The organism is Pseudomonas wuhanensis (genome assembly GCF_030687395.1).
Taxonomy (GTDB): Bacteria; Pseudomonadota; Gammaproteobacteria; order Pseudomonadales; family Pseudomonadaceae; genus Aquipseudomonas; species Aquipseudomonas wuhanensis.
In genome coordinates, this window is the sequence record NZ_CP117430.1 from 4463614 (window position 1) to 4490261 (window position 26648).

25 protein-coding genes are annotated in these 26648 nt (G+C 59.3%); 13 read left to right on the forward strand and 12 right to left on the reverse strand.

Annotation, left to right across the window (positions count from 1 at the left end):
* Window positions 1–83: 83 nt before the first annotated feature.
* Window positions 84–902, reverse strand: a complete 819-nt coding sequence (locus PSH88_RS20670) for a shikimate 5-dehydrogenase (RefSeq protein WP_305422327.1) — start codon at window positions 900–902, stop codon at window positions 84–86.
* Window positions 903–1141: 239 nt separating this feature from the next.
* Here PSH88_RS20670 and PSH88_RS20675 point away from each other — a divergent pair, with 239 nt between their 5' ends.
* The 3 genes from PSH88_RS20675 (at window position 1142) to PSH88_RS20685 (ending at window position 2187) form a co-directional block, all read left to right on the forward strand.
* On the forward strand, window positions 1142–1516 hold the full coding sequence (locus tag PSH88_RS20675) for a hypothetical protein (protein ID WP_305422329.1): 375 nt from the start codon (window positions 1142–1144) through the stop codon (window positions 1514–1516).
* A gap of 192 nt (window positions 1517–1708) precedes the next feature.
* Window positions 1709–1903 carry a hypothetical protein gene (locus tag PSH88_RS20680; protein ID WP_003179723.1) on the forward strand — a complete coding sequence of 65 codons (195 nt, stop codon included), beginning with the start codon at window positions 1709–1711 and terminating at the stop codon, window positions 1901–1903.
* 101 nt (window positions 1904–2004) lie between these two features.
* On the forward strand, window positions 2005–2187 hold the full coding sequence (locus tag PSH88_RS20685) for a hypothetical protein (RefSeq protein ID WP_305422331.1): 183 nt from the start codon (window positions 2005–2007) through the stop codon (window positions 2185–2187).
* Here the strand turns inward: PSH88_RS20685 and PSH88_RS20690 are convergent.
* Window positions 2184–3245: an AI-2E family transporter gene (locus PSH88_RS20690; protein ID WP_305422332.1), complete on the reverse strand. Its 1062-nt coding sequence runs from the start codon at window positions 3243–3245 to the stop codon at window positions 2184–2186. The genes PSH88_RS20685 and PSH88_RS20690 overlap by 4 nt on opposite strands.
* Window positions 3246–3421: 176 nt before the next feature.
* On the opposite strand from PSH88_RS20690, the gene trhP reads away from it, so the two are divergent.
* Window positions 3422–4747, forward strand: a complete 1326-nt coding sequence (gene trhP, locus PSH88_RS20695) for a prephenate-dependent tRNA uridine(34) hydroxylase TrhP (protein WP_305422333.1) — start codon at window positions 3422–3424, stop codon at window positions 4745–4747.
* Between the two features lie 150 nt (window positions 4748–4897).
* On the opposite strand, the gene PSH88_RS20700 is transcribed toward trhP, so the two are convergent.
* Window positions 4898–5761, reverse strand: coding sequence for a LysR family transcriptional regulator (locus PSH88_RS20700; RefSeq protein ID WP_305422334.1), 864 nt, complete (start codon window positions 5759–5761; stop codon window positions 4898–4900).
* Window positions 5762–5857: 96 nt separating this feature from the next.
* Between PSH88_RS20700 and PSH88_RS20705 the strand changes: the two genes are divergently transcribed.
* The gene (locus tag PSH88_RS20705; protein WP_305422336.1) at window positions 5858–6769 is read left to right on the forward strand and encodes a DMT family transporter; all 912 of its coding nucleotides are present in this window, start codon (window positions 5858–5860) and stop codon (window positions 6767–6769) included.
* 143 nt (window positions 6770–6912) lie between these two features.
* On the opposite strand, the gene PSH88_RS20710 is transcribed toward PSH88_RS20705, so the two are convergent.
* The gene (locus PSH88_RS20710) at window positions 6913–7629 is read right to left on the reverse strand and encodes a FadR/GntR family transcriptional regulator (protein WP_305422337.1); all 717 of its coding nucleotides are present in this window, start codon (window positions 7627–7629) and stop codon (window positions 6913–6915) included.
* 368 nt (window positions 7630–7997) lie between these two features.
* On the opposite strand from PSH88_RS20710, the gene PSH88_RS20715 reads away from it, so the two are divergent.
* Together PSH88_RS20715 and gudD are read left to right on the forward strand one after the other, a co-directional pair.
* On the forward strand, window positions 7998–9344 hold the full coding sequence (locus PSH88_RS20715) for an MFS transporter (protein ID WP_305422338.1): 1347 nt from the start codon (window positions 7998–8000) through the stop codon (window positions 9342–9344).
* Window positions 9345–9369: 25 nt separating this feature from the next.
* The gene (gudD, locus tag PSH88_RS20720; protein WP_305422339.1) at window positions 9370–10713 is read left to right on the forward strand and encodes a glucarate dehydratase; all 1344 of its coding nucleotides are present in this window, start codon (window positions 9370–9372) and stop codon (window positions 10711–10713) included.
* A 16-nt stretch (window positions 10714–10729) separates the two neighbouring features.
* Here gudD and PSH88_RS20725 read toward each other — a convergent pair whose 3' ends face one another.
* Window positions 10730–13555 (reverse strand): AMP-binding protein, encoded by a 2826-nt coding sequence (locus PSH88_RS20725; protein WP_305422340.1) that lies wholly within the window; start codon window positions 13553–13555, stop codon window positions 10730–10732.
* 163 nt (window positions 13556–13718) lie between these two features.
* On the opposite strand from PSH88_RS20725, the gene PSH88_RS20730 reads away from it, so the two are divergent.
* Window positions 13719–15023 (forward strand): MFS transporter, encoded by a 1305-nt coding sequence (locus tag PSH88_RS20730; protein WP_305422341.1) that lies wholly within the window; start codon window positions 13719–13721, stop codon window positions 15021–15023.
* Between the two features lie 25 nt (window positions 15024–15048).
* On the opposite strand, the gene PSH88_RS20735 is transcribed toward PSH88_RS20730, so the two are convergent.
* The gene (locus PSH88_RS20735; RefSeq protein ID WP_305422342.1) at window positions 15049–15927 is read right to left on the reverse strand and encodes a LysR family transcriptional regulator; all 879 of its coding nucleotides are present in this window, start codon (window positions 15925–15927) and stop codon (window positions 15049–15051) included.
* 160 nt (window positions 15928–16087) lie between these two features.
* Between PSH88_RS20735 and ampC the strand changes: the two genes are divergently transcribed.
* A complete protein-coding gene (gene ampC, locus PSH88_RS20740; protein ID WP_305422344.1) occupies window positions 16088–17242 on the forward strand; it encodes a class C beta-lactamase in 1155 nt (384 codons plus the stop codon).
* Between the two features lie 245 nt (window positions 17243–17487).
* Here ampC and PSH88_RS20745 read toward each other — a convergent pair whose 3' ends face one another.
* Window positions 17488–17754 carry a hypothetical protein gene (locus tag PSH88_RS20745; protein ID WP_305422345.1) on the reverse strand — a complete coding sequence of 89 codons (267 nt, stop codon included), beginning with the start codon at window positions 17752–17754 and terminating at the stop codon, window positions 17488–17490.
* Between the two features lie 16 nt (window positions 17755–17770).
* On the reverse strand, window positions 17771–18151 hold the full coding sequence (locus tag PSH88_RS20750) for a DUF6124 family protein (protein WP_305422347.1): 381 nt from the start codon (window positions 18149–18151) through the stop codon (window positions 17771–17773).
* A gap of 521 nt (window positions 18152–18672) precedes the next feature.
* On the opposite strand from PSH88_RS20750, the gene PSH88_RS20755 reads away from it, so the two are divergent.
* Complete coding sequence (locus PSH88_RS20755; RefSeq protein WP_305422348.1) at window positions 18673–20040, forward strand: AAA family ATPase; 1368 nt, start codon at window positions 18673–18675, stop codon at window positions 20038–20040.
* Entirely contained in the window at window positions 20033–20665 is a 633-nt protein-coding gene (locus PSH88_RS20760; protein ID WP_305422349.1) for an HNH endonuclease family protein, read from the forward strand. Before PSH88_RS20755 ends, PSH88_RS20760 begins: the two co-directional genes overlap by 8 nt.
* A gap of 141 nt (window positions 20666–20806) precedes the next feature.
* Here PSH88_RS20760 and PSH88_RS20765 read toward each other — a convergent pair whose 3' ends face one another.
* Window positions 20807–21343 carry a DUF4174 domain-containing protein gene (locus PSH88_RS20765; protein ID WP_305422350.1) on the reverse strand — a complete coding sequence of 179 codons (537 nt, stop codon included), beginning with the start codon at window positions 21341–21343 and terminating at the stop codon, window positions 20807–20809.
* 166 nt (window positions 21344–21509) lie between these two features.
* On the opposite strand from PSH88_RS20765, the gene PSH88_RS20770 reads away from it, so the two are divergent.
* The gene (locus tag PSH88_RS20770; RefSeq protein WP_305422351.1) at window positions 21510–21878 is read left to right on the forward strand and encodes a VOC family protein; all 369 of its coding nucleotides are present in this window, start codon (window positions 21510–21512) and stop codon (window positions 21876–21878) included.
* Between the two features lie 7 nt (window positions 21879–21885).
* Here PSH88_RS20770 and PSH88_RS20775 read toward each other — a convergent pair whose 3' ends face one another.
* The 3 genes from PSH88_RS20775 to PSH88_RS20785 all read right to left on the reverse strand — a co-directional run bounded on the left by PSH88_RS20775 (window position 21886) and on the right by PSH88_RS20785 (window position 25137).
* Window positions 21886–23244: an erythromycin esterase family protein gene (locus tag PSH88_RS20775; RefSeq protein ID WP_305422352.1), complete on the reverse strand. Its 1359-nt coding sequence runs from the start codon at window positions 23242–23244 to the stop codon at window positions 21886–21888.
* 93 nt (window positions 23245–23337) lie between these two features.
* Entirely contained in the window at window positions 23338–24123 is a 786-nt protein-coding gene (locus PSH88_RS20780; RefSeq protein ID WP_305422353.1) for a sulfite exporter TauE/SafE family protein, read from the reverse strand.
* Window positions 24124–24387: 264 nt separating this feature from the next.
* The gene (locus PSH88_RS20785; protein ID WP_305422355.1) at window positions 24388–25137 is read right to left on the reverse strand and encodes a hypothetical protein; all 750 of its coding nucleotides are present in this window, start codon (window positions 25135–25137) and stop codon (window positions 24388–24390) included.
* 249 nt (window positions 25138–25386) lie between these two features.
* On the opposite strand from PSH88_RS20785, the gene PSH88_RS20790 reads away from it, so the two are divergent.
* Window positions 25387–26535 (forward strand): aldose epimerase family protein, encoded by a 1149-nt coding sequence (locus PSH88_RS20790; RefSeq protein WP_305422356.1) that lies wholly within the window; start codon window positions 25387–25389, stop codon window positions 26533–26535.
* The last annotated feature ends 113 nt before the right edge of the window (window positions 26536–26648 follow it).

A 26648-nucleotide genomic window follows, 5' to 3' on the forward strand; every position in this document is an offset into this window, starting at 1 on the left:
GCTCCCACAAGGTCAGCGCTGAACCTGTGGGAGCGGGCTTGCCCGCGAAGGGGCCGGTACATTCAATAAAAAAATCGGGATGATCAGCCCCGGGCAAACGCCACGGCTTTCTGGAACTGTTCATCGGTCGGCCGCACGCCGGTGTACAACACGAACTGTTCCAGCGCCTGGATGGCAATCACTTCCAGCCCGGTGATCACCCGTTTGCCTTCGGCACGAGCGCGCACGATCAACGGCGTTTCCGAGGGGATCGCAACCACATCGAACACAGTCTCGGCAGCAGCGATGGCTTCAGGCTCAAACGCCAATTGGTCCGCTTCCGGCCCGCCGTTCATGCCGATGGGCGTGACGTTGATCAGCATCTGCGGGCGCTCGCCCCCCAGTTCCGCCTGCCATGAGTAACCCAACGATTCAGCCAAAGCACGCCCGGCGCGCTCGTTCCGGGCCACGATCAGGCCGTTTTTGTAGCCACCATCGCGCAAGGCACTGGCCACAGCCTTGGCCATGCCACCACTGCCGCGCAGGGCAAAAGTCGAACCCTTGGGAACCTGGTGGGTTTCAAGCAACTGGGCGATGGCAATGTAATCGGTGTTGTAGGCCTTGAGGTGACCGTTGGTGTTGACGATAGTGTTGATCGATTGAATAGCCTCAGCCGATGCGTCCAGCTCATCGACCAACGCGATACAAGCTTCCTTGAACGGCATCGACACCCCGCACCCCCGGATTCCCAGGGCGCGGATGCCACCAACGGCACCCGGCAAGTCCTGGCTGCTGAAGGCTTTGTAGTAGAAATTCAGGCCCAGTTGTTCGTATAGATGGTTATGAAACCGCAGGCCGAAATTGCCGGGGCGCCCCGAGAGTGACATGCACAGCTGAGTGTCTCTGTTGGGGTTCATCTGCATTGGAATCTCCTTCAATAGCACTTTCGGATGGACGGGATTAGCCACTCCACCGGTTCTGATTGATCATAAAAGCCAGTCTGCACTGGGCACACAGCCGCAAAGAAGCCGGTACAGACCTTACACAAAATTTACCCAACGGCTGTGCTGATTTTCCAAAAAATGCTGTCTTAGAAGTATCCCCGCGACAACTTGTGTCTATTGCAGACGCGAGCGCCGGGTCGAAGAACCGAGGACTTATCATGATCCGTAAAATCCCCACAGTAGCCTTGCTGATCGGTGCTCTTGCTATCGCAGGGCAGGCAGAAGCAGGTGGTCGTGGTCATGGCGGCTGGGAAGGTCCGGCTGTGTTTGGTGCGATCGTCGGCTCGGCAATCATTGGCTCAGCAATAATCGGCCGCGACCGTCCAGTGTATGTGGAGCAACCGATCTACGTTCAACCACAACCGGTGTACGTGCAACCACCACCTGTTTATTACCAACCGGCGCCGGTCTACGTTCAACAACCGATGTACTACCGCCCGGCACCAATCTATTACGGTCCACCACGTGGCTATGGTCCACCGCGTGGCTATTACGGCCCTCCCCATGGTTATTACCGTGGCGACCGCTGGTAACAGGCTCATCAGGCCCCGCCTCAACAGCGGGGCCTTTTTTGTGGCCGCAGGGCGGGTGAAGTCTGAATAAATCTCGCCAAGGTCGCTGTCGGGACAGTGCCGGCCGGTAAAGTTGGTCATATTTATGTCATGACAGGCCCGCAAGCTTGATCTGTCCATTAACAACAGGTTGATAAAAACAAGGACGACGCCATGCCCACACAAAACCCGCACCGCATTGTCGGCTTGTGCACTTCCAGCAAGGTGTACAACGCACTGACCGAGCTCAAGCATCTGGAAGGCCATCGCAGCGCCAAGTTTCTCTCGCTGCTGGCGGAAAACCTGGTGCGCAAAGGCCTGCTCAACGAGCAGGAAGTTGTGCATATGCTGGACCTGGTGGTGGACTGATCGCCAACACTCATTGGCGTCAATGACGACTATCGAAAGCGTTGATTGTCCGTTCAAGCGTCCGATCCGTAAGGTAGCTCCATAGATTAATGGAGGTACTTATGGCTCAGGTTCAGATCATGTCCGTTATCGGCAGCGCGGTTCCCGCACCACTCAGGGCGCTGGGATTGCTTGCCTGTTGGTATCTGGTGCAGGACGGCGAACCGATCAGCGGCCCGCTCACCTCACTTCCCGCCGCCCAGGCCTTGTCGCAACGTATCGACTCAGGCCAGCTCAGCGCTTAAGGCAGCTGAACCTTGGGCTTGGCATCGATGAAAATCGCCCAGCTCGACACGAACAACGCAGCAATCAACGGCCCGATGACAAAACCGTTCAAGCCGAAAATCGCCAGGCCACCCAGGGTCGAGATAAGGATCAGGTAGTCGGGCATTTTGGTGTCCTTGCCCACCAGCATCGGCCGCAGGACATTGTCCACCAGGCCGATCACAAATACCCCGAACAACACCAGCACCGCGCCCTGCCAGATCGCTCCGCTGAGCAGAAAGTACGCCGCCACCGGGAGCCAGACAATCCCCGCCCCCACCAACGGCAACAGCGACAGAAACGCCATCAACACCGCCCAGAGCAGCACGCTCGGGATGTCCAGATACCAGAAGATAAAACCGCCCAACGCCCCTTGCGTGATCGCCACCACCACATTGCCCTTCACCGTGGCCCGCACCACGCGATTGAACTTGAGTTGCAAGCGGCGCTTCTGGTTATCTTCCAGCGGTATGGCCGCACGTACTTTGCGCGCCAGTTCGGAACCGTCCCGCAGGAAGAAAAACAGCAGATACAGCATGACGAAAAAGCCCACCACGAATTCGAACGTGCCCTGGCCAAAACTGAACGCCTTGGTCGCGACAAACTGGCTGCCTTGCATCGTGCTCTTGATGATTTTTTCACGCAGCCCGGCCAGCTCGCCCATGCCGAAACGATCGAGCAGGTTCTGAACGTACGGCGGCAGGCTTTGCTTGAACTGTGACACATACCCGGCAATATCCAGTTCGCCGCTTTCGATTCTGCTGTACAGCGACGCACCCTCCTGAACCAGCAAGGTACTGATGGTGATCACCGGCAAGATTGCGATCAGCACACAGAGAATCAAGGTGCACAGGGCCGTCAGGTCGCGGGGCCAGCCGAACCTCAACTGCAACTGATGCTGCAAGGGCGCAAACAGAATGCCGAGGATGGCCGCCCAGAACACCGCGCCATAGAACGGCAGCAGAATCCAGACGAAGGCGATGGTCACCAAGGCCAGCAAGACCACCAGCGATTTGTTTTGTAGCTTCGTTTCGTTCATGTCCGATCCATGTCAGTGCGCAAGGAGCGCCGTTGCGCGTACTGATATTTAGTCCGCCATGGTTCGCGCGAGTGCCATTTGTTTGTTCACCAAGCATAGATCCAGATCAATGAACCCCGCGGGCAAGCCGCTTACCCTTGCCGGCTTTTGCGATCGACACTGCCATGACCTGCGCCATGAGACTCATCCCCCCGGAACTGCTCGCCCCTGCCGGCACCCTGAAAAACATGCGCTATGCCTTTGCCTACGGCGCCGACGCGGTGTACGCCGGCCAGCCGCGCTACAGCCTGCGGGTGCGCAACAATGAATTCGATCACGCCAACCTCGCACTCGGCATTGCCGAGGCCCAGGCTCAGGGCAAACGCTTTTATGTGGTGGTGAACATCGCACCGCACAACGCTAAGCTCAAAACTTTCTTGAAGGACCTGGAACCGGTGATCGCCATGGCGCCGGACGCGCTGATCATGTCCGACCCGGGCCTGATCATGCTGGTGCGTCGGCACTTCCCGCACATGCCGATCCACCTGTCGGTGCAGGCCAACACGGTGAACTGGGCCAGCGTCGAGTTCTGGCAGCAACAGGGCTTGAGCCGGATCATCCTGTCCCGCGAACTGTCGCTGGAAGAGATCGCCGAAATCCGCCAGCACGTCCCGGCGATGGAGCTCGAAGTGTTCGTCCACGGCGCGTTGTGCATGGCCTATTCCGGGCGCTGCCTGTTGTCGGGCTACATGAACAAGCGCGACGCCAATCAGGGCAGCTGCACCAATGCCTGTCGCTGGAAATACTCGGCGACGCCGGCCAGCGAAAATCAGCTCGGCGAAATCGTTCAGCAGTTCCCACCCGAACCGACCTTGGGCATCGGCGCGCCGACCGATCAAGTATTCCTGCTGCAAGAGGCCAATCGCCCTGACGAACTGATGCCGGCATTCGAGGATGAACACGGCACCTACATCATGAACGCCAAGGACCTGCGAGCCGTCCAGCACGTCGAGCGGCTGACGCAGATGGGCGTGCATTCATTGAAGATCGAAGGCCGGACCAAATCGCACTTCTATTGCGCGCGCACCACCCAGGTGTATCGCCGCGCGATCGATGATGCGGTGGCTGGCCGAGCGTTTGATCGCAGTTTGATGGCCGATCTGGAGTCCCTGGCCCAGCGTGGCTACACCGAGGGTTTTCTGCGTCGACATGTGCATGACGAATATCAGAATTATCAGAACGGCAGCTCGGTTTCAGAGCGCCAGCAGTTTGTTGGCGAGCTGACCGGCGAACGCCGGGATCGGCTGGCCGAGGTGCGAGTGAAGAATCGCTTTGGCCTGGGCGATCACCTGGAACTGATGACGCCCCAGGGCAACTTCCACTTCGATTTGCATCAACTGCAGAACGTCAAAGGCGAGGCGATTGAAGTGGCGCCGGGGGATGGGCACACGGTGTATTTGCCGATACCGGATGCGGTGGATTTGCAGTTTGGGTTGTTGATGCGGGATGTGGGCGTGAGTTAAAACCCATCACGAACACGACACGAAACCTGTGGGAGCGGGCTTGCACGCGATTGCTGTCTGACAGTCGATATCAATGTTGAATGTTCTGGCCGCATCGCGGGCAAGCCCGCTCCCACAGGGATTGCGTTGACTGACTGGCATTGTGAGTGATCACGCAAACTCCTCGCGCAACATCGCCACAAACGCCTCTCGCGCCGGGTGAACCCCGGCGTTTTCATGCCAGTAAAACAGGTTGTCGATAGCCGTCAGCTCGGGGAATTCATACCCCGCGCACCCCGCCCCTTTGGCGTACTGATCGAAGATCCCTTTGGGCACCAGCGCGACGCCGGCCCCGGCGCTGACGCAGCCGACAATCGCGCCATAACTGGCCAGGCTGACAATCGGCAATGCCTGCCCCTGACGCAACAACCAATGCTCCAGCGCCGCCCGGTAAGGACAACCCTGAGGCCACATGAACACGGTCTTGTCCTGCAAATCCGTGATATCGCGCACCGGCCCCAATGACGTCGAAGCAATCAGCAACAGCTCTTCGCGGTACATCGGCGTGCGCTTGAGGTGTGAGCGCTCGACATCCACCGCGACGATTGCGCCGTCGAGCCGGTGATTGAGTGTGTCATCGAGCAACTGGCCCCAACTGCCGGTGGTCAGTTCCAGGGCAACGCCCGGATAGCGCTTGTGAAACTTGGCCAGTAAACGCGGCAGTCGACCGGTCGCCGACGACTCGATGGCGCCAATGCGCAGCGGCCCGGACGGCTCGGCCGAAGGGTCCAGCGCGCGTTTGGCTTCAGCCGTCAGCGCGAGAATTTTCGAGGCGTAAACCAGAAAGGTCTGCCCCGCCGGGCTGATGCGCAACCCTCGCCCCTCGCGCAGAAACAGCGCGACACCCAGCTCGGTTTCCAGAGATTTGATGCGCGCCGTGATATTCGACGGCACACAGTGCAGCAACTCGGCCGCCCGGGCGATACTGCCGACGTCGGCGACGGTCTTGAACATGCGAATCTGCGCCAGCTCCATACATCACCAAAAGTGAACAATTAACACAGTATAAGTCAGTTGTAGCGAACGATCAGGCTTCCGATACTCGGTTCATACGCCCACAGGTGCCCGACCATGCAGCCACTCACACCCTCCTCTCATCACTCCGTCAAAATCATTCTGGCGATGGCGTTTGCCGTCGGCTGCTGGGGGTATTCCCCGACCGGTATTCATGTCGGTTTGCAGGCCTATGACCCGGGTCATCTGGCGCTGCTGCGGTTTCTGGTGGCATCGATATTCATGGCAGTAGTCGCCGTGTTCCGAGGCATCCACCTGCCGCACATGCGCGACTGGCCGCTGCTGATCGTCCTCGGTTTTTTTGCCGTGAGCCTGCATCACGTCGCGCTGAATTTCGGCCAGCAAGGGATCAGCGCCGGGGCGTCCAGTGTGCTGGCGCAAACCACGCCGTTGTTCAGCACGCTGCTGGCGCGTTTCGTCTTCAAGGACCGGGTGAGCGTCTGGCGCTGGGGCTGCGTGTTTCTGGGTTTGACCGGCGTGGTGATTGTGGTGGCTGGTGATCATGGATTGGGGAGCATCAACGCTCACAGCTTGCTGATCTTGCTGGCGGCTGTGTCCTGGAGTTTCTACTTTGCGTTGCAAAAGCATCAGTCCGGGCGCTACGACGGGTTGACGCTGGTCTGCTACACCGTCTGGTCGGGGACGGCGTTGTTGCTGGCTTATCTGCCGGGACTGGCCAGCGAAATCGTCAGTGCGCCGCTTCATGTGCAATGGGCAGTGGTTGCATTGGGCGTGTTTCCCAGCGCCCTCGCCTACCTGGCCTGGGCCTTTGTGTTGGCTCATGTGGATTTGAGCCGTGCGACGATGACGATGTATTTGATTCCGCCTGCTGCGATGGCAATTGCGTCTGTTGGCTTGGGCGAGCAGCCGACGTTGATGGTGTTGGTGGGTGCGGTGGTGGTGCTGGTCAGTGTGTTGGCGTTGAATCTGGAGCGGCGGTTTTTTGGGATTCAAGTGGCCAGTGCTTGATCGCTAATTGGTGTTGCTGCATCTGGCGCCTTCGCGGGCAAGCCCGCTCCCACAGGGATCGCAGTGTTCACACAATCCGTGTGGGAGCGAGGCTTGCCCGCGAAGAACGATGACTGGATGTCACTGCCCCCCCCCAATCAGAATCAGGCTCCGCCCGTCGAAAAGCGGTCGCGGCTGTTGGTCAGGTGCAACCACATTGCCGCCCGCGCCGCATCCGGATCCTGGCGTTTGATGGCGTTGAGAATCGCCTCGTGTTCGAGGTTGGCGAGTTGCCCGAGCTTGCTCAAATCCGCCGACCCGCGCTCGGCGGCATTGACGCGGGTCCGGGGGATCATGGCGCTGCCCAGGTGCTGCATGATCTCGGTGAAGCACACGTTGCCGGTGGCTTCGGCGATCAGCAGATGAAAGCGTTTGTCCGCCTCGACGCAACTGTCGTTGTTGGCCAACAGGTTTTGATAGTCATCTAGCGCTTCACGCATCTGCGCCAATTGCTGGTCTGTGCGACGAACCGCTGCCAGCGCCGCCGCCTGGGTTTCCAGGCCCATGCGCAACTCCAGAATACTGCGCACGCCCAGCGCGGTATCGACATTCAATCGCAGCCCCTGATCCGGTGCCCGCTCGAGGACAAAAGTACCGATGCCGTGACGGGTTTCCACCAGCCCCGAAGCCTGCAGCTTCGAGATTGCCTCGCGCACCACCGTGCGACTGACGCCATGCTCCTGAACAATCGAGTTCTCCGACGGCAGCTTATCCCCCGGCACCATCTGGCCGAGCAGGATGCTCTGGGTCAGTTTGCTCACCAAATCATGGGCCAGGTTGTGGGCACGCTTGCGGGCGGGTGCATCGATGTCTTCTTGCATGGTGATTTATCCGTAAAGCGGGTATCCGGATCGTAGCACTGCACTCGCTTCTCGGTGACGGGAATCTGAACAAAATGCCGCTCAACTTGTATGACAACACTCAATTATCACACCGTGACAGACGATTTAAACTATCGAATCCAAGTGTTCTATAGCGACGGAAGAAAAAATCACCGACTGAACTAATCCCGACGCAACCCAGCAAATACGCCACACAAAACCAAAACACGAATAAAAACCCTCCCACCTAGCGCCATTTTGTTGAGAGACAGCACTTGTAAGACAAAAAAATCTAGTTGTATGATGTCTATCAACAACGCAGCACCCAGCCACACCCCGCATAAAAATAACGAGTGGGAGAAAAAGCAGTGAATACATCCATATCCGGGATGAACGATGGCGCCGATTCGGTCCTGAAGTCCGCCATCTCAAAAGTGAAACGCCACGTCCTGCCGCTGTTCGTGATCATGTTCATCGTCAACTACATCGACCGTGTGAACATCGGCTTCGTCCGCGCTCACATGGAACATGACTTAGGCATTGGCGCTGCCGCCTACGGCCTCGGTGCCGGTCTGTTCTTCATCGGTTACGCGCTGTTCGAAGTCCCTTCCAACATCCTCCTGCAAAAAGTCGGCGCACGAATCTGGCTGACCCGCATCATGCTGACCTGGGGTCTGGTGGCTTCCTGCATGGCATTCATCCAGAACGAAACCCACTTCTACATCCTGCGGTTTCTACTGGGCGTGGCCGAAGCCGGTTTCTTCCCCGGGGTGATTTATTACTTCACCCGCTGGTTGCCCGGCGTCGAACGTGGCAAGGCGATTGCGATCTTCCTCAGCGGCTCGGCCATTGCGTCACTGATCTCCGGCCCGCTGTCCGGGCTGCTGCTGCAAATCAGCGGCTTGGGCATGCACGGCTGGCAATGGATGTACTTCATCGAAGGCATGTTCTCGGTCGTACTGTGCGTGTTCGTCTGGTTCTGGCTGGACTCCAAACCCCACGACGCCAAATGGCTGACCCGTCCCGAGCAGGACGCGCTGGTCAAAGCCATCGATGACGAACAACGGGCCCGCGAAGCCGCGACCCCGATCAAACCGTCGCTGGGCACGCTGCTCAAGGATCGTCAGATCATCCTCTTCTGCCTGATCTACTTCTTCATCCAGTTGACCATCTATGCCGCGACCTTCTGGCTGCCGAGCATCATCAAGAAGATGGGCGACCTGAGCGACATTCAGGTCGGTTTGTTCAACTCGATTCCGTGGTTGCTGTCGATCGTCGGCATGTACGCCTTCGCCACGTTGTCGGCCAAATGGAAACACCAGCAAGCCTGGGTCGCCGCTGCGCTACTGATCGCTGCCGCCGGGATGTTCATGTCCACCACGGGCGGGCCGATCTTCGCCTTCGTCGCCATCTGCTTCGCCGCGCTGGGTTTCAAATCGGCATCGTCGCTGTTCTGGCCGATCCCCCAGGCGTATCTGGATGCGCGAATTGCTGCTGGCGTAATCGCATTGATCAACTCCGTGGGCAACCTCGGTGGCTTCGTTGCGCCGACCACCTTCGGTCTGCTGGAACAGCACACCGGCTCGATTCAGGGCGGGCTGTACGGCCTGGCCGCGACCTCGATCATCGCCGCGATCATCGTCTTCGCCGCGCGCAATAAACCGAAACCCGCACCTGTGGCTGCCTTGGGCAAACCTGCGCCCCGTCACGCCTGAATACCTGCTTTTTAAGGACATAAAAATGAACGCACAAGAAACCGCAAAAGCCCCGATCATCACCAGCATGCAGGTTGTGCCTGTGGCCGGCCACGATGGCATGCTGCTCAATCTGAGCGGCGCCCACGGCCCGTTTTTCACCCGCAACATTGTGATCCTCAAGGACAACGCCGGCCACACCGGCGTCGGTGAAGTGCCGGGTGGCGAGCGTATTCGCCAGACGCTGGAAGACGCGCGCGCACTGGTGGTCGGCAGCCCGATCGGCACGTACCAGAAGATCCTCAATCAAGTGCGCCAGACCTTCGCCGATCGCGATGCCGGCGGTCGTGGTTTGCAGACGTTCGACCTGCGCATCACCATTCACGCCGTCACCGGTCTGGAAGCCGCTCTGCTCGACTTGCTCGGCCAGCACCTGGATGTGCCAGTCGCTGCCCTGCTCGGCGAAGGCCAGCAGCGCGATGAAGTGAAGATGCTCGGTTACCTGTTTTATGTTGGTGATCGCAACGAAACCGATCTGGCCTACCGCAGCGAACCGGACGCCGACAACGACTGGTTCCGTGTGCGTCACGAGAAAGCCATGAGCGCCGACGCCGTGGTACGCCTGGCCGAAGCCGCCCACGCCCGTTATGGCTTCAAGGACTTCAAACTCAAGGGCGGCGTGTTGAGTGGCGACGAGGAAATCGAAGCGGTCACCGCCCTCGCCGAACGTTTTCCCGATGCGCGCATCACCCTTGATCCGAATGGCGCCTGGTCGCTCAAAGAAGCGATCCGCCTGTGTCGGGATCAGCATCATGTGCTCGCCTACGCCGAAGACCCGTGCGGCGCGGAAAACGGTTACTCCGGCCGGGAAGTCATGGCTGAATTCCGCCGTGCCACGGGCCTGAAAACCGCGACCAACATGATCGCCACCGACTGGCGGGAAATGGGCCATGCGATCCAGTTGCAGTCAGTGGATATTCCTTTGGCCGACCCGCACTTCTGGACCATGCAGGGCTCGGTTCGAGTCGCGCAGATGTGCCACGAATGGGGCCTGACCTGGGGCTCGCATTCCAACAACCACTTCGATATTTCCCTGGCCATGTTCACCCACGTCGCGGCGGCTGCGCCGGGTGAAATCACCGCCATCGACACCCACTGGATCTGGCAGGACGGCCAGCGCCTGACCAAAGCGCCGCTGCAAATCGTCGACGGCTGCGTGCAGGTGCCGAAAAAACCTGGCCTGGGGATTGAACTGGACATGGATCAACTGGCCAAGGCCCATGAGCTGTACAAAGGCATGGGCCTCGGCGCGCGGGATGACAGCGTGGCGATGCAGTTTCTGATTCCGGGGTGGAGGTTCGATAACAAGCGGCCGTGCCTGGTGAGGTAGCCCTCTGGAAGCTCGCCTAACCGGCGTGCCGGGTTCGTTCCGACTCATCCAGGTGTTCCAGCAGCGCCGCTGTCGTCGCATCCCGCAGCTTGATGGCCTCCATCCAGTCCGGTCCTTGCGCCAACAGCGGAGGGCAGACGTTGACGTGGATTGCACCGCGACGCGGGAACCACTGACCGTCGCGCAGTACCCTGCGCGTGCCGCAGATGGCGACCGGCAGCAGCGGCACGCCGGCACGCGCGGCGAGCACGAAGGCGCCCATGTGGAACGTTCGCAATCCTGGCTCGCGGGTGAAGGTTCCCTCGGGGAAGAACACCAGAGGCTGGCCAGTCTGTAACGCCTCGGCCAGGGACTCGGTGTCTGCGGCGCTGCGCTGCAGGTCGAAGCGCTCGACGAAGCGGGCACCGAGTTTGCGCAGGAACCGGCCGGCGATCCACTGGCCAGCCAGTTCGCGCTTGGCAACGAAGCTGAACTGCGGCGGCAGGGCCGCGCAGAGAATGACGCCGTCGAGGTAGCTGGCATGGTTCGCGGCCAGCACGCTCACCGAGGAGGAAGGCAGGTGCTCGAGTCCCGTGACACTGAATGGCACACCCGCCAGGCGCAGGAACAGCCGGGAGGCCATGCGGGTAAAGCTGCGACACCAACGCTGGCGCGGCAGGATCGCGACGGCCAGCCAGGTCAGCGGTGTGACCAGCCAGAACAGCAGCCAGAGGTAAGCGGCATACAACGCGGCGCGGCAGGTCTGCCAGCCGCGACCGAAATGCCCGCGCAAGGCCTGCAACACCAGGCGCAGCAGCTGGCGCCAAACGGCCAGGTGCGGTCGCCCCACTTCGCCGCGCTCATACAGTTCGCGGCTGGCAGCACGGCGAAGCTTTCCGCTGGAGGTTTTCAGCACGCTATGCGGTGGCGCCAGAACGATATCGTCGGGCGCCACACCGGTGAGGTCGAACACGATACGGTTGACCTCCTGCTGCAGCTGTTGCCGCGCGGCAGCGTCCTTCTCGCTGGTTTCCGCCAACACCACCAGGCGCTCGGTGCCGGTGGCCGGCTCCGGACTGCCGAACACCGCGATGCAACCTTTGCGCAGCCCGGGCAGATTGCCGACCGCTGCTTCGACATCGTAGGGATAGATGTTGCGCCCGGCGCGAATGATCAAGTCCTTGGCACGGCCAGTCAGGTAGACCTCACCGCCGGCCATGTAGGCGAAGTCGAGCGAGTCGAACCAGCCATCGCGCAGCACCCGGCGGGTTTCTTCGGGGTTGCGGTAGTAGCCTGCCGAGGTAGATGGCCCGCGAAATTGCAGGTGCCCTTCGCTGCGTTCGGGCAGCTCGATTCCGCTGCCATCGACGATACGAATCTGATGGCCCGGCAGTGGCCGACCGCTGGAGACGAAGCGCAGCGTTGCGCTGGAATCCGCTTCGGCGGGCAGTGCATTGCCATGGGTCTGAAACGCATCGCGCTGTACCCGGTCGATCAGCGGCCCTCGGTCCAGGGGAGGAAAGGCCACGCCCAGCGTGGCCTCGGCCAACCCATAGACCGGCGCCAACGCGGTAGGGGCCAAGCCGTAGCGAACGAAACGTTCGGCGAAGCGCTGCAAGGTCTCCGGGCTGACCGGCTCGGCACCGTTGAAGGCCAGGCGCCAACTGCTCAGATCCAGGCCCTCGAGATCGCCGTCAGCGAGTTTGTTCAGACACAGTTCGTAGGCAAAGTTGGGCGCCGCCGACATCGTGCCGCGGAAGCGGTCGATGGCCCATAACCAACGCGCCGGCCGTGCCAGGAAAGCCAGCGGCGACATCAGCACCAGGCTGTAGCCGTAATACAGGCTGCCCAGCCAGGCACCGATCAATCCCATGTCGTGGTACATCGGCAGCCAGCTGACGAACACATCCTGCGGCCCCACCTTCAGCGCCCTACCCATGGCGCGCAGATTGGCCAGCAGATTAGCGTGGCTGACCATCACTCCCTTGGGCTGGCCAGTACTGCCCGAGGTGTACTGCAGGAAGGCGATGTCATCCGGTTGTCGCACAGGTGTCATGCACTCGCCGCCCTCGCTCAGCTCGGCCACGCTGGCGATGCGCGTCAGACTCGGGACCTGCGGCTGGATCAGCCGGGCAAGCAGCTTGGCCTGCGTCACGGTAATCAGCATTTTGGCCTCGGCGTTGCACAGGATGCCGGCCTGGCGGCGCAGGTGATCCTCGATCTGCGACAAGCGCAGCGGTGGGTAAATGGGCACCGGCACACCACCGGCCAACAGGATGCCGAAAAAGCCATGGAGAAAGTCGCTGCCCGTGGGCAACATCAGAGCCACGGTCTGACCGGCCCGCAAGCCACTGCGTTGCAACCCTGCGGCAACGGCCAGGGCGCCTTGGTGCAAGGCGCCATAGCTGATGTCCTGCGTCTGGTCGCTGTCACCGAGCAGACGCACATGGGGCTGCTGCGGCTGATGGTGCACATGCCACTCCAGCACCTCGATCAAGGTTCGCGCGGTGTCCGGTGTTTGCCCCGTTGCTACCGGGACCTCGCTGGAGGGCAACGGGCGTACCGCCTCGGCGCCAGGCCGGCTGTGCAATACGCGCAGGACATCGGCGGGGGTGTCCGCCGAGGCGAACAGGTTTTCCGGCAAACGCACACCGAATTCGTGCTCGATGCGTGACCACAGTTCGACCCGAGCCAGGCTGTCGATGCCCAGGTCCCGGTCCAGCATGCTGTGCAAGTTGACGTGCAAACCTTCTGCTGCCTGCGGGCGCAACTCGACCACGGTGCGCAGGACAATTTCGAGCAGTTTTTCCGCATCCCCACCGGAAGGGGGAACGGCGCGGTTTTCTGGAGACGGACGGGACATCGGCGGCCCCTCATCACAGGACACTCGGTGCGTAAATCCTTGCCCATTGCCATTATGCGCCTATGGCGGCGAGGCTCAATCCGTAGCAGCCGGACCAGCCTTCGGCATCTGCCCCGGTTTGGGGCTAGGCTCTCAAGGACCCGACGTCTGCAGGGAGATCGCCATGCCAGCCAGCCTTAACCCCGGAGTGACACGCCGAGAAATCTGGGCCTGGGCGATGTTCGATTTCGCCAACTCCGGCTACACGACCGTGGTGATCACCGCCGTGTTCAACGCCTACTTCGTCGCCGTGGTCGCCAAGGGCGAAGCTTGGGGTACGCTCGCCTGGACCAGCGCCATAGCCCTCTCTTACGCCCTGATCATCCTGACCGCGCCGCTGGTTGGCGCCTATGCCGACGCCTTCGCCTGCAAGAAACGCCTGCTGCTGTTCAGTACAATCGGTTGCGTCGTCTTTACCTCTGGACTCGCGCTGGCAGGGCCGGGGGAGCTCGGTGTCGCGATCCTTTTCATCGTGCTATCCAACTTCTGCTTCGGCAGCGGCGAAAACCTGATTGCCGCCTTCCTGCCCGAACTCGCCCGTGAGGATGCCTTGGGCAAGGTATCCGGCTGGGGCTGGGGGTTCGGCTATATCGGCGGCCTGGTCAGCCTGGGCGCCTGCCTGGCCTTCGTCAGCTGGGCCCAGGCGCAGGGCCAGACTGCGGCGCAGTTCGTGCCGGTGTGCATGCTGATCACCGCGTCCTTGTTCGCCATCGCCAGCCTGCCGACCTTCCTGTTCCTGCGCGAACGCAGCCAGCCGCAGCCCGAGCGCGGCGACACGCCTATCGCACAAGCGGTGCTGGCGCGCTTCGCACAGACGCTGCGCGAAGCCGACCGCTATCGCGACCTGCTGCGCTTCCTTGCCTGCACCGTCTGCTATCAGGCCGGTATCTCGGCAGTAATCGCCCTGGCGGCCATCTATGCCAATCAGGTCATGGGCTTCAGTACCCAGGACACGCTGCTGCTGATCCTGGTGGTGAATATCACGGCCTCCATCGGTGCCGTGCTGTTCGGTTGGCTGCAGGATCGCCTCGGCCATCGCGCCACGCTGGCGCTGACCCTGCTGGGCTGGCTCGGCATGGTCGGCCTGATCTGGGTCGCGCGCGGCCCCGAGCTGTTCTGGCTGGCGGCCAACCTCGCGGGTCTGTGCATGGGCGCCAGCCAATCGGCCGGACGTGCGATAGTCGGTCTGCTCGCGCCGCCGACGCGGCTGGCGGAGTTCTTCGGCCTCTGGGGGCTAGCGGTCAAACTGTCGGCAATCCTCGGCCCCATGACTTACGGCCTGACCAGTTGGCTGTCCGGAGGAGACCACCGCCTGGCGATGCTGATTACCGGCAGCTATTTCATTGTCGGCCTGCTGATCCTCGCCGGCGTCGACCTGGAGCGCGGGCGGCAGGTAGCTGTCAGCCCTGCCGAGCGTCTCGAAAAGTGAATCTCCCACAGGAGTGGCATTCACGCTAGCACCTCTGTGCCGCTTGCAGCAGCCACCCCCGGAACGCCGCCATCGCCGAGGTTTCGGGGCGCGACTGCAAGCGGGTCAGCCAGTAGCTGCCCGTGGTGATCGCGATGGCGAAAGGTTGCTGGATCGCATCCGCGGCCAATTGCCGGGAGAACATCAACGGCGGCGCCAAGGCAACGCCTGCCCCTTGCAGTGCCGCTTCCATCATCGCCAGCGAGGAATCGAAGACGATGCTGCGTGGCGGTGCTGCATGGGTTGAAAGCCCTGCCGCCTGGAACCACTCTGGCCACTCGTCCGTGCGATAGGAGCGCAACAGTGTTTGCTGCAACAGATCGGCTGGCGTGTGCAGTTGCCGGGCGATCTCTGGAACGCAAAGAACCGACAACGGTGCCTCGATCAACCGCACCGCTTCGATCCCGTGCCACGCTCCCGCGCCAAAACGAATGGCGTAATCCAGGCCTTCGGCGGCCACATCCACCCGGTTGTTGTTGGTCGACAGGCGCAAATCTATGAACGGATGTTTCTTCTGAAAGTCCGCCAACCGCGGCAACAGCCAGCCCACCGCGAAAGTCCCCACGGCGCCCACCGTCAGCACTTCGCGAAAATGCCCGCCCTCGAAACGCTCCAGGGTTTCGGCGATCCGGTCGAAGGATTCGCGTAACACCGGCAGCAGGGTTTCCCCTTCGCTGGTCAGCATCAGGCCGCGGGGCAGGCGTTTGAACAAGGTCACGTTAAGCTGGGCCTCAAGGCTTTTGACCTGATGACTCACCGCTGCCTGCGTGACACACAACTCCACCGCCGCCCGGGTGAAACTCAAATGGCGCGCCGAAGCCTCGAAAGCGCGCAGCGCATTCAGCGGCAGTTGAGGTCGAATCATGCCCACTCCCAAAATTTTCTAATGGCTCATCCGAAATATCGTCGTTTGTCGGTCTTCGGCAAACTGACTAGATTTAGCCCGCCCAGTAGCGGACCGACTTGGAAAACCGCTCGGAGTGTAGCGGTTTACACCACGAACAATCATGGAAAGTGGCTCAATCATGTCTAAAAAAAATCAGAAAAAACCAGTGTTCTACAGCGCTTTTGCACTTCTCCTCGGCGTCAGTCACAGCTTTGCTGACGACCGCATCGAAGCCGTCGTGAAAGCCGCCATCGAACCAGTGATGCAGCGACAGCAGATCCCTGGTGTCGCAGTCGCAATCACCGTCAACGGCCAGCCGCATTACTTTAACTACGGCGTGGCCTCGAAAGAAAGCGGCAAGGCAGTCACCCAAGACACCCTGTTCGAGATCGGTTCGGTGAGCAAAACCTTCACCGCCACCCTCGCCGCCTACGCCCAGGCGAGCGGCAAACTGTCCCTGTCGGAAAGCGCCAGTCAGGTTCTGCCGACATTGCATGGCAGCGCGTTCGACAACATTAGCGTGCTGCAACTCGGCACCTACACCGCCGGTGGCCTGCCGCTGCAATTCCCCAGCGAGGCAGACCATCGGGACAAGATGCTTGGTTACTACAAACAATGGAAACCGACCTACGCCGCTGGCACTCATCGTCAGTATTCAAACCCCAGCCTTGGGTTGTTCGGCTATCTGGCGGCCCACAGCATGGGTGCGCCGTTCGATACGCTGATGGAAAAAACCTTGCTGCCCAAACTCGGCCTCAAGCACAGCTACCTCAAGGTACCGAAGGATCAGATGGGGCTTTACGCTTGGGGTTACGACAAAAACGACAAACCTGTGCGGGTCGGGCCGGGCGCACTGGATTCTGAAGCGTATGGCGTGAAAACCAGCGCTTCGGACCTGCTTCGTTATGTTGAGGCGAACATGAATCCCGCGTCACTGGAAAAGCCCTTGCAGCAAGCCATCGCCACCACTCACACCGGTTACTACAAGGTCGGCGAGATGACTCAAGGGTTGGGATGGGAGTTCTACAACTACCCGGTAACGCTCGATACATTGCTGGCGGGTAACTCGTCGCAGATGGCGATGGAAGCCCATGCCGTCCAACCGCTGAACCCGCCGCAATCCCCACGCGATAATGTTCTGATCAACAAAACCGGCTCAACCGGCGGCTTCGGCGCCTACGTCGCCTTTATCCCGGCCAAAGACATCGGCATCGTGATCCTGGCCAACAAAAACTACCCGAACGCCGAGCGAGTCAAAATCGCTCACACAATATTAAGTGCGCTGACCGAATAATCCCGACAACCCATTAAGGCTGGGCAGCCACTCCCTGTGGCGAGGGAGCTTGCTCCCGCCGGGGCGCGTAGCGGCCCCAACTCTGCCACCACGGAAATCCCGATAGAACGCAGGCGGCTGTTTTGCGACTGCTGCGCAGCCGAGCGGGAGCAAGCTCCCTCGCCACAATGGGCGGTTAGATTCCAGATTTCTGGCGGTAAATAAAATGGGCGACCTGTTGAGGTCGCCCATTTTCGTTACTGCCTTTAAACCTGTGCCTGCAATCGTCGCCCGATCACATCCATCAAATCACAACCGTCGCGCAGCGGAATTGCCAGCACCCGCGCGAAATCCTGCAACAGCAATGCATCGCGGCCAATCCCCTCGCCGATGGAAAGGGTTTCCAATAGCTGAGTCACGCTTCTGATGCGATAGGCCGCCGTGTCATGCAACACATCCACGGGTGCTTCGGTATCAATCAGCAACGACGGGATATTGCAGTCGATGCCCGTAATCGGCATGTATCGAGCCATAACTGAGCCTCCCTGATCATTGTTGAGTGTTTGGCTGAACGGAAGGCGCGCCTTCGGGCGGATCGATAGTGTCCAGTGCGCGGTTCACCAGCAATTCGGCTACCACCGCCAACTGCTGAATCGACAGCGCCACGTTACGGTTGGAGCTTTCCAGCTTGCAGGCCAGATCCGTGACCAAGACATTCAGGGACGCGAGGGTTTCGCAGGCGTGGCTTAGCAGGGTTTCTGTGTCGACGCCGGGGACAATGGTGAAGATATGGCTGATCGGGTCAGCGTGGTTGGGGTTACGCAAGCGAGCGCTGACGGCGGGTTCGGTGATTTCAGATAGTGGAACGGGATCGAGGGGATCGAGGGGATCGGATGGGGATTCGGGGGGATTGGGAGTAACTTTCTTCATATGTAAAGCTCCATTAACAATTTAGGAAAACTGCCAATCTCACTTCCACATGAGGGTGACAGCTGTACGCAGGTGTGGAAGACCAGGGGGAACCTACCAAAACCCGGCGCACTCGAAAGTGCCCCGCGTACAGCCGCCATAACGCGGCAATGTTGACATAAAAAATGTCGCCATGCGCTTTACGAGCGTTGGTAGGTGTCTCTGACCACCGGACTTCCACATCCGACCGCTGATTTTGCAGCGGCTGGAGAAGGTTATCGGCATGCTCGCCACCGCACCAGTTCATGAAGTGCTCTGCGTTTTGCAGGAAATTTCCGACGCAATTGAAGGCCTTTGCCCAACTCATTTTCATGGGCATACACTGCAACTAACTTTTTATTGATGACCGTTGTGATGCGACCGAAACCGTTGTATCTAATGGGCCTCCCAAGCTCCCGAACGGCATCGGATCAATCCGTCGCCGGGAATGACATAATGCGCGCTCAAGCCTGCACACCGACTGACCGCCAAAGGGCGCTGTAATGGAAATCAAAAAATTCAAGCTCACGGATGTCGGTCGATTCACCGATTTGGACATTCAGTTGGCCCCCACCGCCAAACATCCCTCGAACGTGACAGTTCTGGTGGGAAACAACGGTGCCGGGAAAACCACGCTTCTAAAGTCGCTAGCCATCTCACTGAGCTGGTTGGTGGCCAGAATTCGTACCGAGAAGGGTAATGGCAGTCACATTGCAGAAGAGGATGTTCGAAACGGCGCCTCATCCGCCTCTATTTCGATTGCTGTAAAAGACGACTCTCTGGCAAACCCTAATAATCCCGATGCTGATCCTGAGGATGCTCTATTCCAATGGACCGTTACTCGATCCAGACAGGGTCGAAAAACAGATGCTCACAGCTCTCTGGTTGACGCCAGCCGTCTTGCGGATGTTTACCGGGATGAATTGACCGTTATTGAAAAGGCATCTCTTCCACTGATTGCGTACTATCCGGTTGAGCGTTCGGTACTGGAAATTCCTTTAAAGATCCGAACCAAGCATACCTTTGATCAACTTGACGGCTATGACAATTCGTTGAATAGGGGTGTCGATTTTCGGCGTTTCTTTGAATGGTTTCGCGAGCGCGAGGACAGTGAAAATGAAACCGGCGTGTCCAGCACCGCCTTGTCCGAAATCTCCGAAAAGTTTGGAAAGGACAGTGACATTTGGAAAACGCTTTCCCAGTTGAAGGCATCCTCTCGTGATCGTCAGTTGACGGCGGTTCGCACTGCAATCGCAGCCTTCATGCCTGGCTTCAGCAATTTGAGAGTAAAGCGTAAGCCACGGTTGCACATGGCCATCGATAAAGGCGGAGCCACGTTAAATGTGTCTCAGCTGTCGCAGGGTGAAAAGTCCATGATGGCGTTGGTCGGAGACATCGCACGCCGATTGGCAATGATGAATCAATCGCTGGAAAACCCTTTACACGGTGACGGAATCGTACTGATTGATGAAGTCGACTTACACCTGCACCCCAAATGGCAACGCAGTCTGATCCGACAACTGAGTGAAACATTTCCTAATTGCCAGTTTGTACTGACAACTCACTCTCCACTCGTCATCAGCGACGCAAAAGATGTGCTGTGCTACGTACTGGATGATGGGGAGCTACAAGAGCGCGACGGCCTTTATGGCCTTGATGCCAATCAAGTTCTGTTGAGCGTCATGGACACCGATGTTCGTAACAGCGAGGTACAGCGAAGACTGAATCGATTGCTTGAGCGCCTGCAGGATGGTGACTTGGACGAAGCCAGGAAATTGTTTTCCGAGCTGTCACTGGAGCTTTCAGACGGTCATCTGGAGTTGGCGAAGGCCGCACTGTTGATCCGCAAACTGGAGTTGCGTCGTGCGTAAGATCAACAAGGGTATTGAGCCGGAGGCGCTGACTCGATGGAAGCGCTTGAACAGCACATTACGTTACCGGGATTTGCCCGTTGAAGAGAGTCGGTCCATTCGCTCAGCGTGTATCTCGGAACAGTACGGCTTATGTGCGTATTGCTGCCAGGCAATCACGATTGACGACGCTCATAACGAGCATATTGAGGCCCAGGATCGCGCGCAAAATCGCACTTTAGACTTATCCAACATAGTCGCAAGTTGCCAACGCGCCCATCAATGCGGCCACGGTCGAGGCACGCGAGCACTGCCACTGACGCCTTTGATGGATGAATGCGAAACCGAGCTGAAGTTCTATCTGTCTGGTCTGGTAAAGGGGCATACCGACCGAGCCAATACTTCCATTGAGGCGTTGAATCTGGGTCATACCGAGGAAAGCAATCGTGGTCTTGTCGGTGCACGTAAAACTCTGGTTGATGCGTTGATTTATACCCAGAACCTGCCACCCGACGAGTTGCAGTATGAGGACGAAGATTTCTTGGGCTTACTTCTGGAGGACTTGCAAACGCCTGATGCCGGCCTCCTGCAGCCCTTCTCACCCGTATTAGTTAATGTAATTCGTCATTTGCTGGCTCGACCTTAGAACAATCAGGAACGTCTACCAGAGGGTTGAGGAGGTTGAAAACCACTTCAGCCATTTTCGACACATCTTCTGGAAGAAGGAGTAATCCCCCGCACAGTCACCCCTCCTACCTGAGAAAATCACCACAGGGTTCAGTGCAATTCAATCGTCCGGCATTTCAGGCGGTTTGGCGGGTTTCGCCGGTTTGCCTTTGGCGCCTTTGGCCGGCGGGACTTCAGCCACCGGCGCTGGCACCGGTACCGTGGCTTCCTTCTCGGAAGCCGGCAACTGGTCGATGGCGCTGAAGATCTCTTTCAACTCGACCGCATCCGATTGCTCAAGCTTCTTTTCACCATCCTTGCCGATCAGGATGATTTTGCTCTTCGCCCCGGCGCCCAGCTTGAGCGAGCGGATCAGCGCCATCGTCGTTTGCGGGTCGAGGTCTTTGCCGTCGCGCTGACCCATCGTATTGATCACGGTATACAGCACCATGTTTCGCTCGGTGAAGCCCTTGCGACTGGCGGGTTCATCCAGCGATTTTTTCAGGTTGACCCAGGTGGGGTCGACCGAACTGGGCGCGATGACAATCAGGGGGCGGGCCCTGCCCACGTCTTTAACCAGAGGGGAATCGTCATCGGCGGCGAACAGGGGGCCGACGAAAGCCAGCAGAGTAGCCAGGGTCAAAGACCTGATGAGCATGCGCATCTCCTTTTGATATCCACGCTCTAATGATTGCGCATCGCGGCGAACGTTCCGGGTGACGCACCGTATTTGTGTTTCGCCTTGCCCCAAGCTTAGGTCAGGGCGGTCATTGCGCAACAGCCTGAGCTAATCTCATAACTGATTCACCGTGAGGGTTGATCCAATGAGCGCTCAGTTGAACCACACCATCGTCTGGTGCCGTGACAAACAGGTGTCGGCGCGCTACCTGACCGACCTCCTCGGCCTGCCCGATGCCGAGCCGTTCGGACCGATGCTGGTGGTCAAGTTCGATAACGGGGTATCACTGGACTTCTACAACAACGACCCGCCCATCGCGTCCCAGCACTATGCGTTCTTGATCGGCGACGAAGACTTCGATGCAGCGTTCGCTCGCCTGCAAGCGCTCAATCAGCCCTGGTGGGCCGATCCGGGCAAGCAACGGCCGAACGAGATCAATGATTACAGCGGTGGCCGGCGGGTGTATTTCGATGACCCGGACGGGCACCTGCTGGAGATTTTCACCCGGGAATAGATACCCGTCATATACCAAACGGAAAGGTGTCTTCCTCATGCTCCATGAATTCAGGCGCTGGCAATGGCGAGACCGCGTGGGTTTTTTCGATCCAGACGAATGCGTCGAATTGCTCCGCCAGCACGGCCTGAAAGTAATGGCTCTGGCGCTCGGTTCTGGGTCGATAGATGACGCCGATGGCACGCTCAAGTAACGGCTCGGCCAGTACGTCCAGCAATTCCTCGCTCGGTGACGTCCGCCAGTCGAGCAATGCTGCGGGGACGCCGGCCTGGAGAAACAGCTGCTCCCAGCTGTCGGCCAATGCCGGGTTCACCTGTTTGACCTGCATCGGCTCATCCCAGTCATCGGCGGCAGCGACGGTGCCGTGGTCGGTGCCCATGCCGATCAGCACCGCTTGTGAGCCGTAGGCCGTGCGGCACAACTGCCCGATGTTGAACTGCCCTTCCCAACCCATTTGCGTGGCGGCGGCGTTACCGATGTGTGAGTTATGCGCCCACACCACCGCTTTGGCGCCTGCCCCGCGATGCGCCATCAGGGTTTGCAAGGTGTCGAACATGTGCCGGTCACGCAGGTTCCACGAGGCGGTCGAGCCGCGGTACATGGCGCGGTAATACTGCTCGGCGGCCCGCACAACGCGGGCGTTCTGGGTGGCGCTGAAAAACGCCTCGTCGTCGGCCACCATCGGGTCGAGCCGTTCGCCCAGCAGCACATTCAATTGCTCGACCACTGCATCCTCGCACGTGGCCAGGTTGCCCCGCTCGGCGAAATGACCGTACAGCGCCGGGTCGTCATGCCACGGCGTCAGGCAGCTGTAGCGATGTCGAGCTTCTTTTGCCAGCTGTGGGTCGGTCTTATCGAGATAGCTCAGTACTTCGTCGATGGAGTGACGCATGCTGTAAACATCCAGCCCCCGAAACTCCACACGCTGCTCGGGCGTCAGCCCGCGGTTATGGTGGTGCAGCCAGCGGGTAAAGGTCTGCACGGCCGTGTTGCGCCACATCCAGGTGGGGAATCGGGCGAAGGCCTGTTTTTTCCAGGCGGAGCGGCCCAGGTCACGGACGCATCGGTCAATCTGGCCGGCATCGGGCCAGTCGGCTTCGACCGCGACGATGCCGAAGCCGTGCTGCTCGATCAGGCGGCGGGTGATCGCTGCCCGGGTCTGGTAGAAGTCCTGGGTACCGTGGCTGGCTTCGCCGATCAGCACCACGCTGGCATCGCCAAAGCGGTCGAAGAGTTTGCCGAATTCAGGTGAGTCGAGTGCAGGCAACGGCTCGGCATGACGGCGCAGCACCTCGGCCGCGTTGCCGGGTGGCTCGTCGCGGGGACGGCGGAACCGTCGCAGAAGATCGTTTACGGGGCTGTTCATGGCCATCATGACCTCATCTGAACGTGGTCATAGTTTTGACTACGTCAGCGAGGGCATGATTCCGCTAAATTCAGTGATCTATACGGTGCCGGATCAGAACGCCAGCTTGTAGCCGATCAGCACCAGCATCGTGGCCAGGCATGGTCGCAGCAGTTCGTCGGAGATACGCCCGGTCAAGTGGCTGCCCAGGTAAATCCCCGGCAGCGAACCGACCAGCAAGTAGCCCAAAATGTGCCAATCCATGTTGCCCATGCTCGCATGGCCCAGGCCGGCGACCAGGGTCAGGGGCACCGCGTGAGCGATTTCGGTGCCTACCAGGCGGCGGGTAGGCAGCATCGGGTACAGAATGAACAACGCTACTGTGCCCAGAGCGCCAGCGCCGATGGAGGTCAGGGCCACCATGGTGCCCAGGACCAATCCAGTGATGACGGTCAGTGCATTCAAGCGGGGACCGCTAGGATTGTAGTGGCCGCCCGCCCGTTTGTGGGCGAAATCGAGCAAGCGCTTCTTGAAGAAAATCGCCAGCGCCGTGGCGAACAATACGAAGCCCAAGGCCTGTTTGATGACGGCGTTCATCGCATCGGGCGAAGTCTGCAAAGTGCTCAGGAACCACAGCGTCAGCGCCACTGCCGGCACGCTGCCGAGGGTCAGCCAACCGGTGATCGCCCAGTCGATGTTTTTGTTCTTGCGATGAACCAGCACGCCACTGGATTTGGTAATGGCCGCGTACAGCAAGTCCGTGCCCACCGCCGTGGCCGGGTTGACGCCGAACCACAACAGAATGGGGGTCATCAACGAACCACCCCCGACGCCGGTCATGCCGACAATAAAGCCGACCACCAGACCTGCAACGACCAACCCGAAATTACCGAATTCCATTAATACGCCCAGAAAATCGCAGGGAAATAACCGGTTCGCAGCATAGCGATTTTTCTTATAACCAGTTATATCGATGCGATCTATATTTATATCAATTTGTCGGTTGGAACGACGTTCTCCCCCTTCAACACAATCCCCCTGTGGGAGCTGGCTTGCCTGCGATGGCATCAACTCGGTTCGACGTTAAATCGAGCCGGCTGCATCGCAGGCAAGCCAGCTCCCACAAAAGCTCATCTCCACAAGGGATTGGGTTTACGGCTCGAATTACTGCACCGGCAAGAAATTCAGGAACAGCAAACTCTGGGCGTAGTTGAGGCCGATCCGTCGGTAGCGTTCGTCGAGCATTTGGGTCAGCAGGTCCAGCCGCGCGACGATCTTGCCGAACTCCACGGCGAAGCTCAGGTTGCTGCCCTCCTCCGAGATTTCGTTGGAAAACAGCAACGGTTCGCCTTGTTTGTTTTGCCGCTGACTCAAGATCCAGGTGGCTTTCTCGATGTTGCGCGCGGCATTGCTGACGAAGGTCGGGTTGATCGCATCCGTCATGTAGAACTCCAGCCGATTGCCGTGGGCGGTGACCAGCATGCTGCCGATGGCATAGATAAAGGCACCGACCCGATCGCCGAGAAATTCCGGACTCATGGCATAGCTCAGCGCGGCGAGGTCTTTTTTGCCGCCGAGAGTGGGTAGCGGCTGTTGCTGTTCGATGGCCATGCGCACTTGTTTTTCCGCGGTGCCGACATCGAGGAAGCCGGATTTTTTCAGTTCCTCCGGGTTGCGCAGGTAGAGCTTGTTCATCAGCAGGTAAAGGCTTTCGAGGTTGTCGCGCATCGTCAGAGTCGCCATGCGGTCGACGCTGGTCTGGAGGAATTCCTGGGGTTTGCCGTTGCGAAACTGGCTGACGATATCGTTACCCGGTTGATGGCTGCAGCCACTGGCGAAGAGCAGCGACAAGCTAATCAACAGCAAGCAATGACGACGAATTTGCAGGGTAAAACGGGGTAAAACTCGAGCCATGGGTTCTTGAACTTGGGCATGGGCCGGCGGTGGGGATCGCCGCGGGCTGGCCAAGGATAGAACCGCGAAAGCTGAAAAAGTGCAGTGCCGGTGGTCTGTAAACGCGGGCCACCGTGAAAGCCGCCCCTCATTAGTAATACTTTTAATTGCAACACTGCATGGATAAGCTATAAATCCTTCCTTGATCGCGTTAATACTCGATTATTAGTATGACTACTTCTCACAAAACAACAAAAAGGAAGGTCAACCATGCTTCACTCTCGATACCTGCTCTCCGGCCTCGGACTGTCCCTGATGATCGCCACCCTCCCCGCTCACGCTGTTGGCTTGTCCAGCGAACACAAAGCCTTCGGCAAAACCAATGACGGCACGCCCGTCGAGCAATACATCTTGCGCAACAGCCATGGCCTGCAAGCCACGGTCATTACCTACGGCGGAATTCTGCAGTCGCTGAAAGTGCCGGACAAAAACGGCAAGCTTGACGATGTGGTGCTGGGCTTCGACGACGTACAGGGTTATCAAAGTGGCACCGCGTACTTTGGCGCGACCATTGGCCGCTTCGGCAATCGCCTGGCCAACGGCGCCTTCGAGCTCGATGGCAAGCGCTTTCAGATGCCGCTCAACGACGGCAGCAATTCGCTGCACGGCGGGGCTCAAGGTTTCGACAAGCGGGTGTGGAAAGCCGAACCAAGCAAAGGCAAGGATTCGGTGGGTGTGACACTGACGTACCTGTCGGCGGACGGTGAAATGGGTTTCCCCGGCAACCTGAAAACCGAGGTCACCTACAGCCTCACCGAGAACAACGAGCTGCGCATCGACTACAAGGCCAGCACCGATAAACCCACGGTATTGAACCTGACCAACCACAGCTATTTCAACCTGGCCGGCGCGGGCAACGGCGACGTGCTGAAGCAGCTGGCGACCTTGCACGCAGCCCGTTACACACCGGTCACCGGTAAACTGATCCCCACCGGGGAACTGGCCCCGGTCGCCGGCACGCCTATGGACTTCACCCAACCGACCGCCATCGGTCAACACATCAAGGCCGATCACCCTCAGTTGAAATTCGCCGAGCCTAAACAAGGCGGTTTCGACTTCAACTGGGTGCTGGACGCCAAGGGTGATCTGGGCAAACTCGCCGCCGACATCAGCGATCCGCAATCCGGGCGCCGCTTGCAGCTCTACACTACTGAACCGGGTGTGCAGTTCTATACCAGCAACTTCCTTGATGGCACGGTCAAGGGCAAGGCTGGCAAGATTTATCCGCATTGGGGTGCGTTTACCCTGGAGACGCAGCATTATCCGGATTCGCCGAACCAGCCGAGCTTCCCGTCCACACGGCTGGATCCGGGCAAGCGCTATAGCCAGACTACGGTGTATAAGTTTTCTACCCTGTAGATCAAAAGATCGCAGCCTTCGGCGGTTCCTGCACTGGCCTCCGATATCGGGTATGCCCCCGTCCCTGCAGGAGTTGCCGCAGGCTGCGATCTTTCCAGATCCACGGAACCACC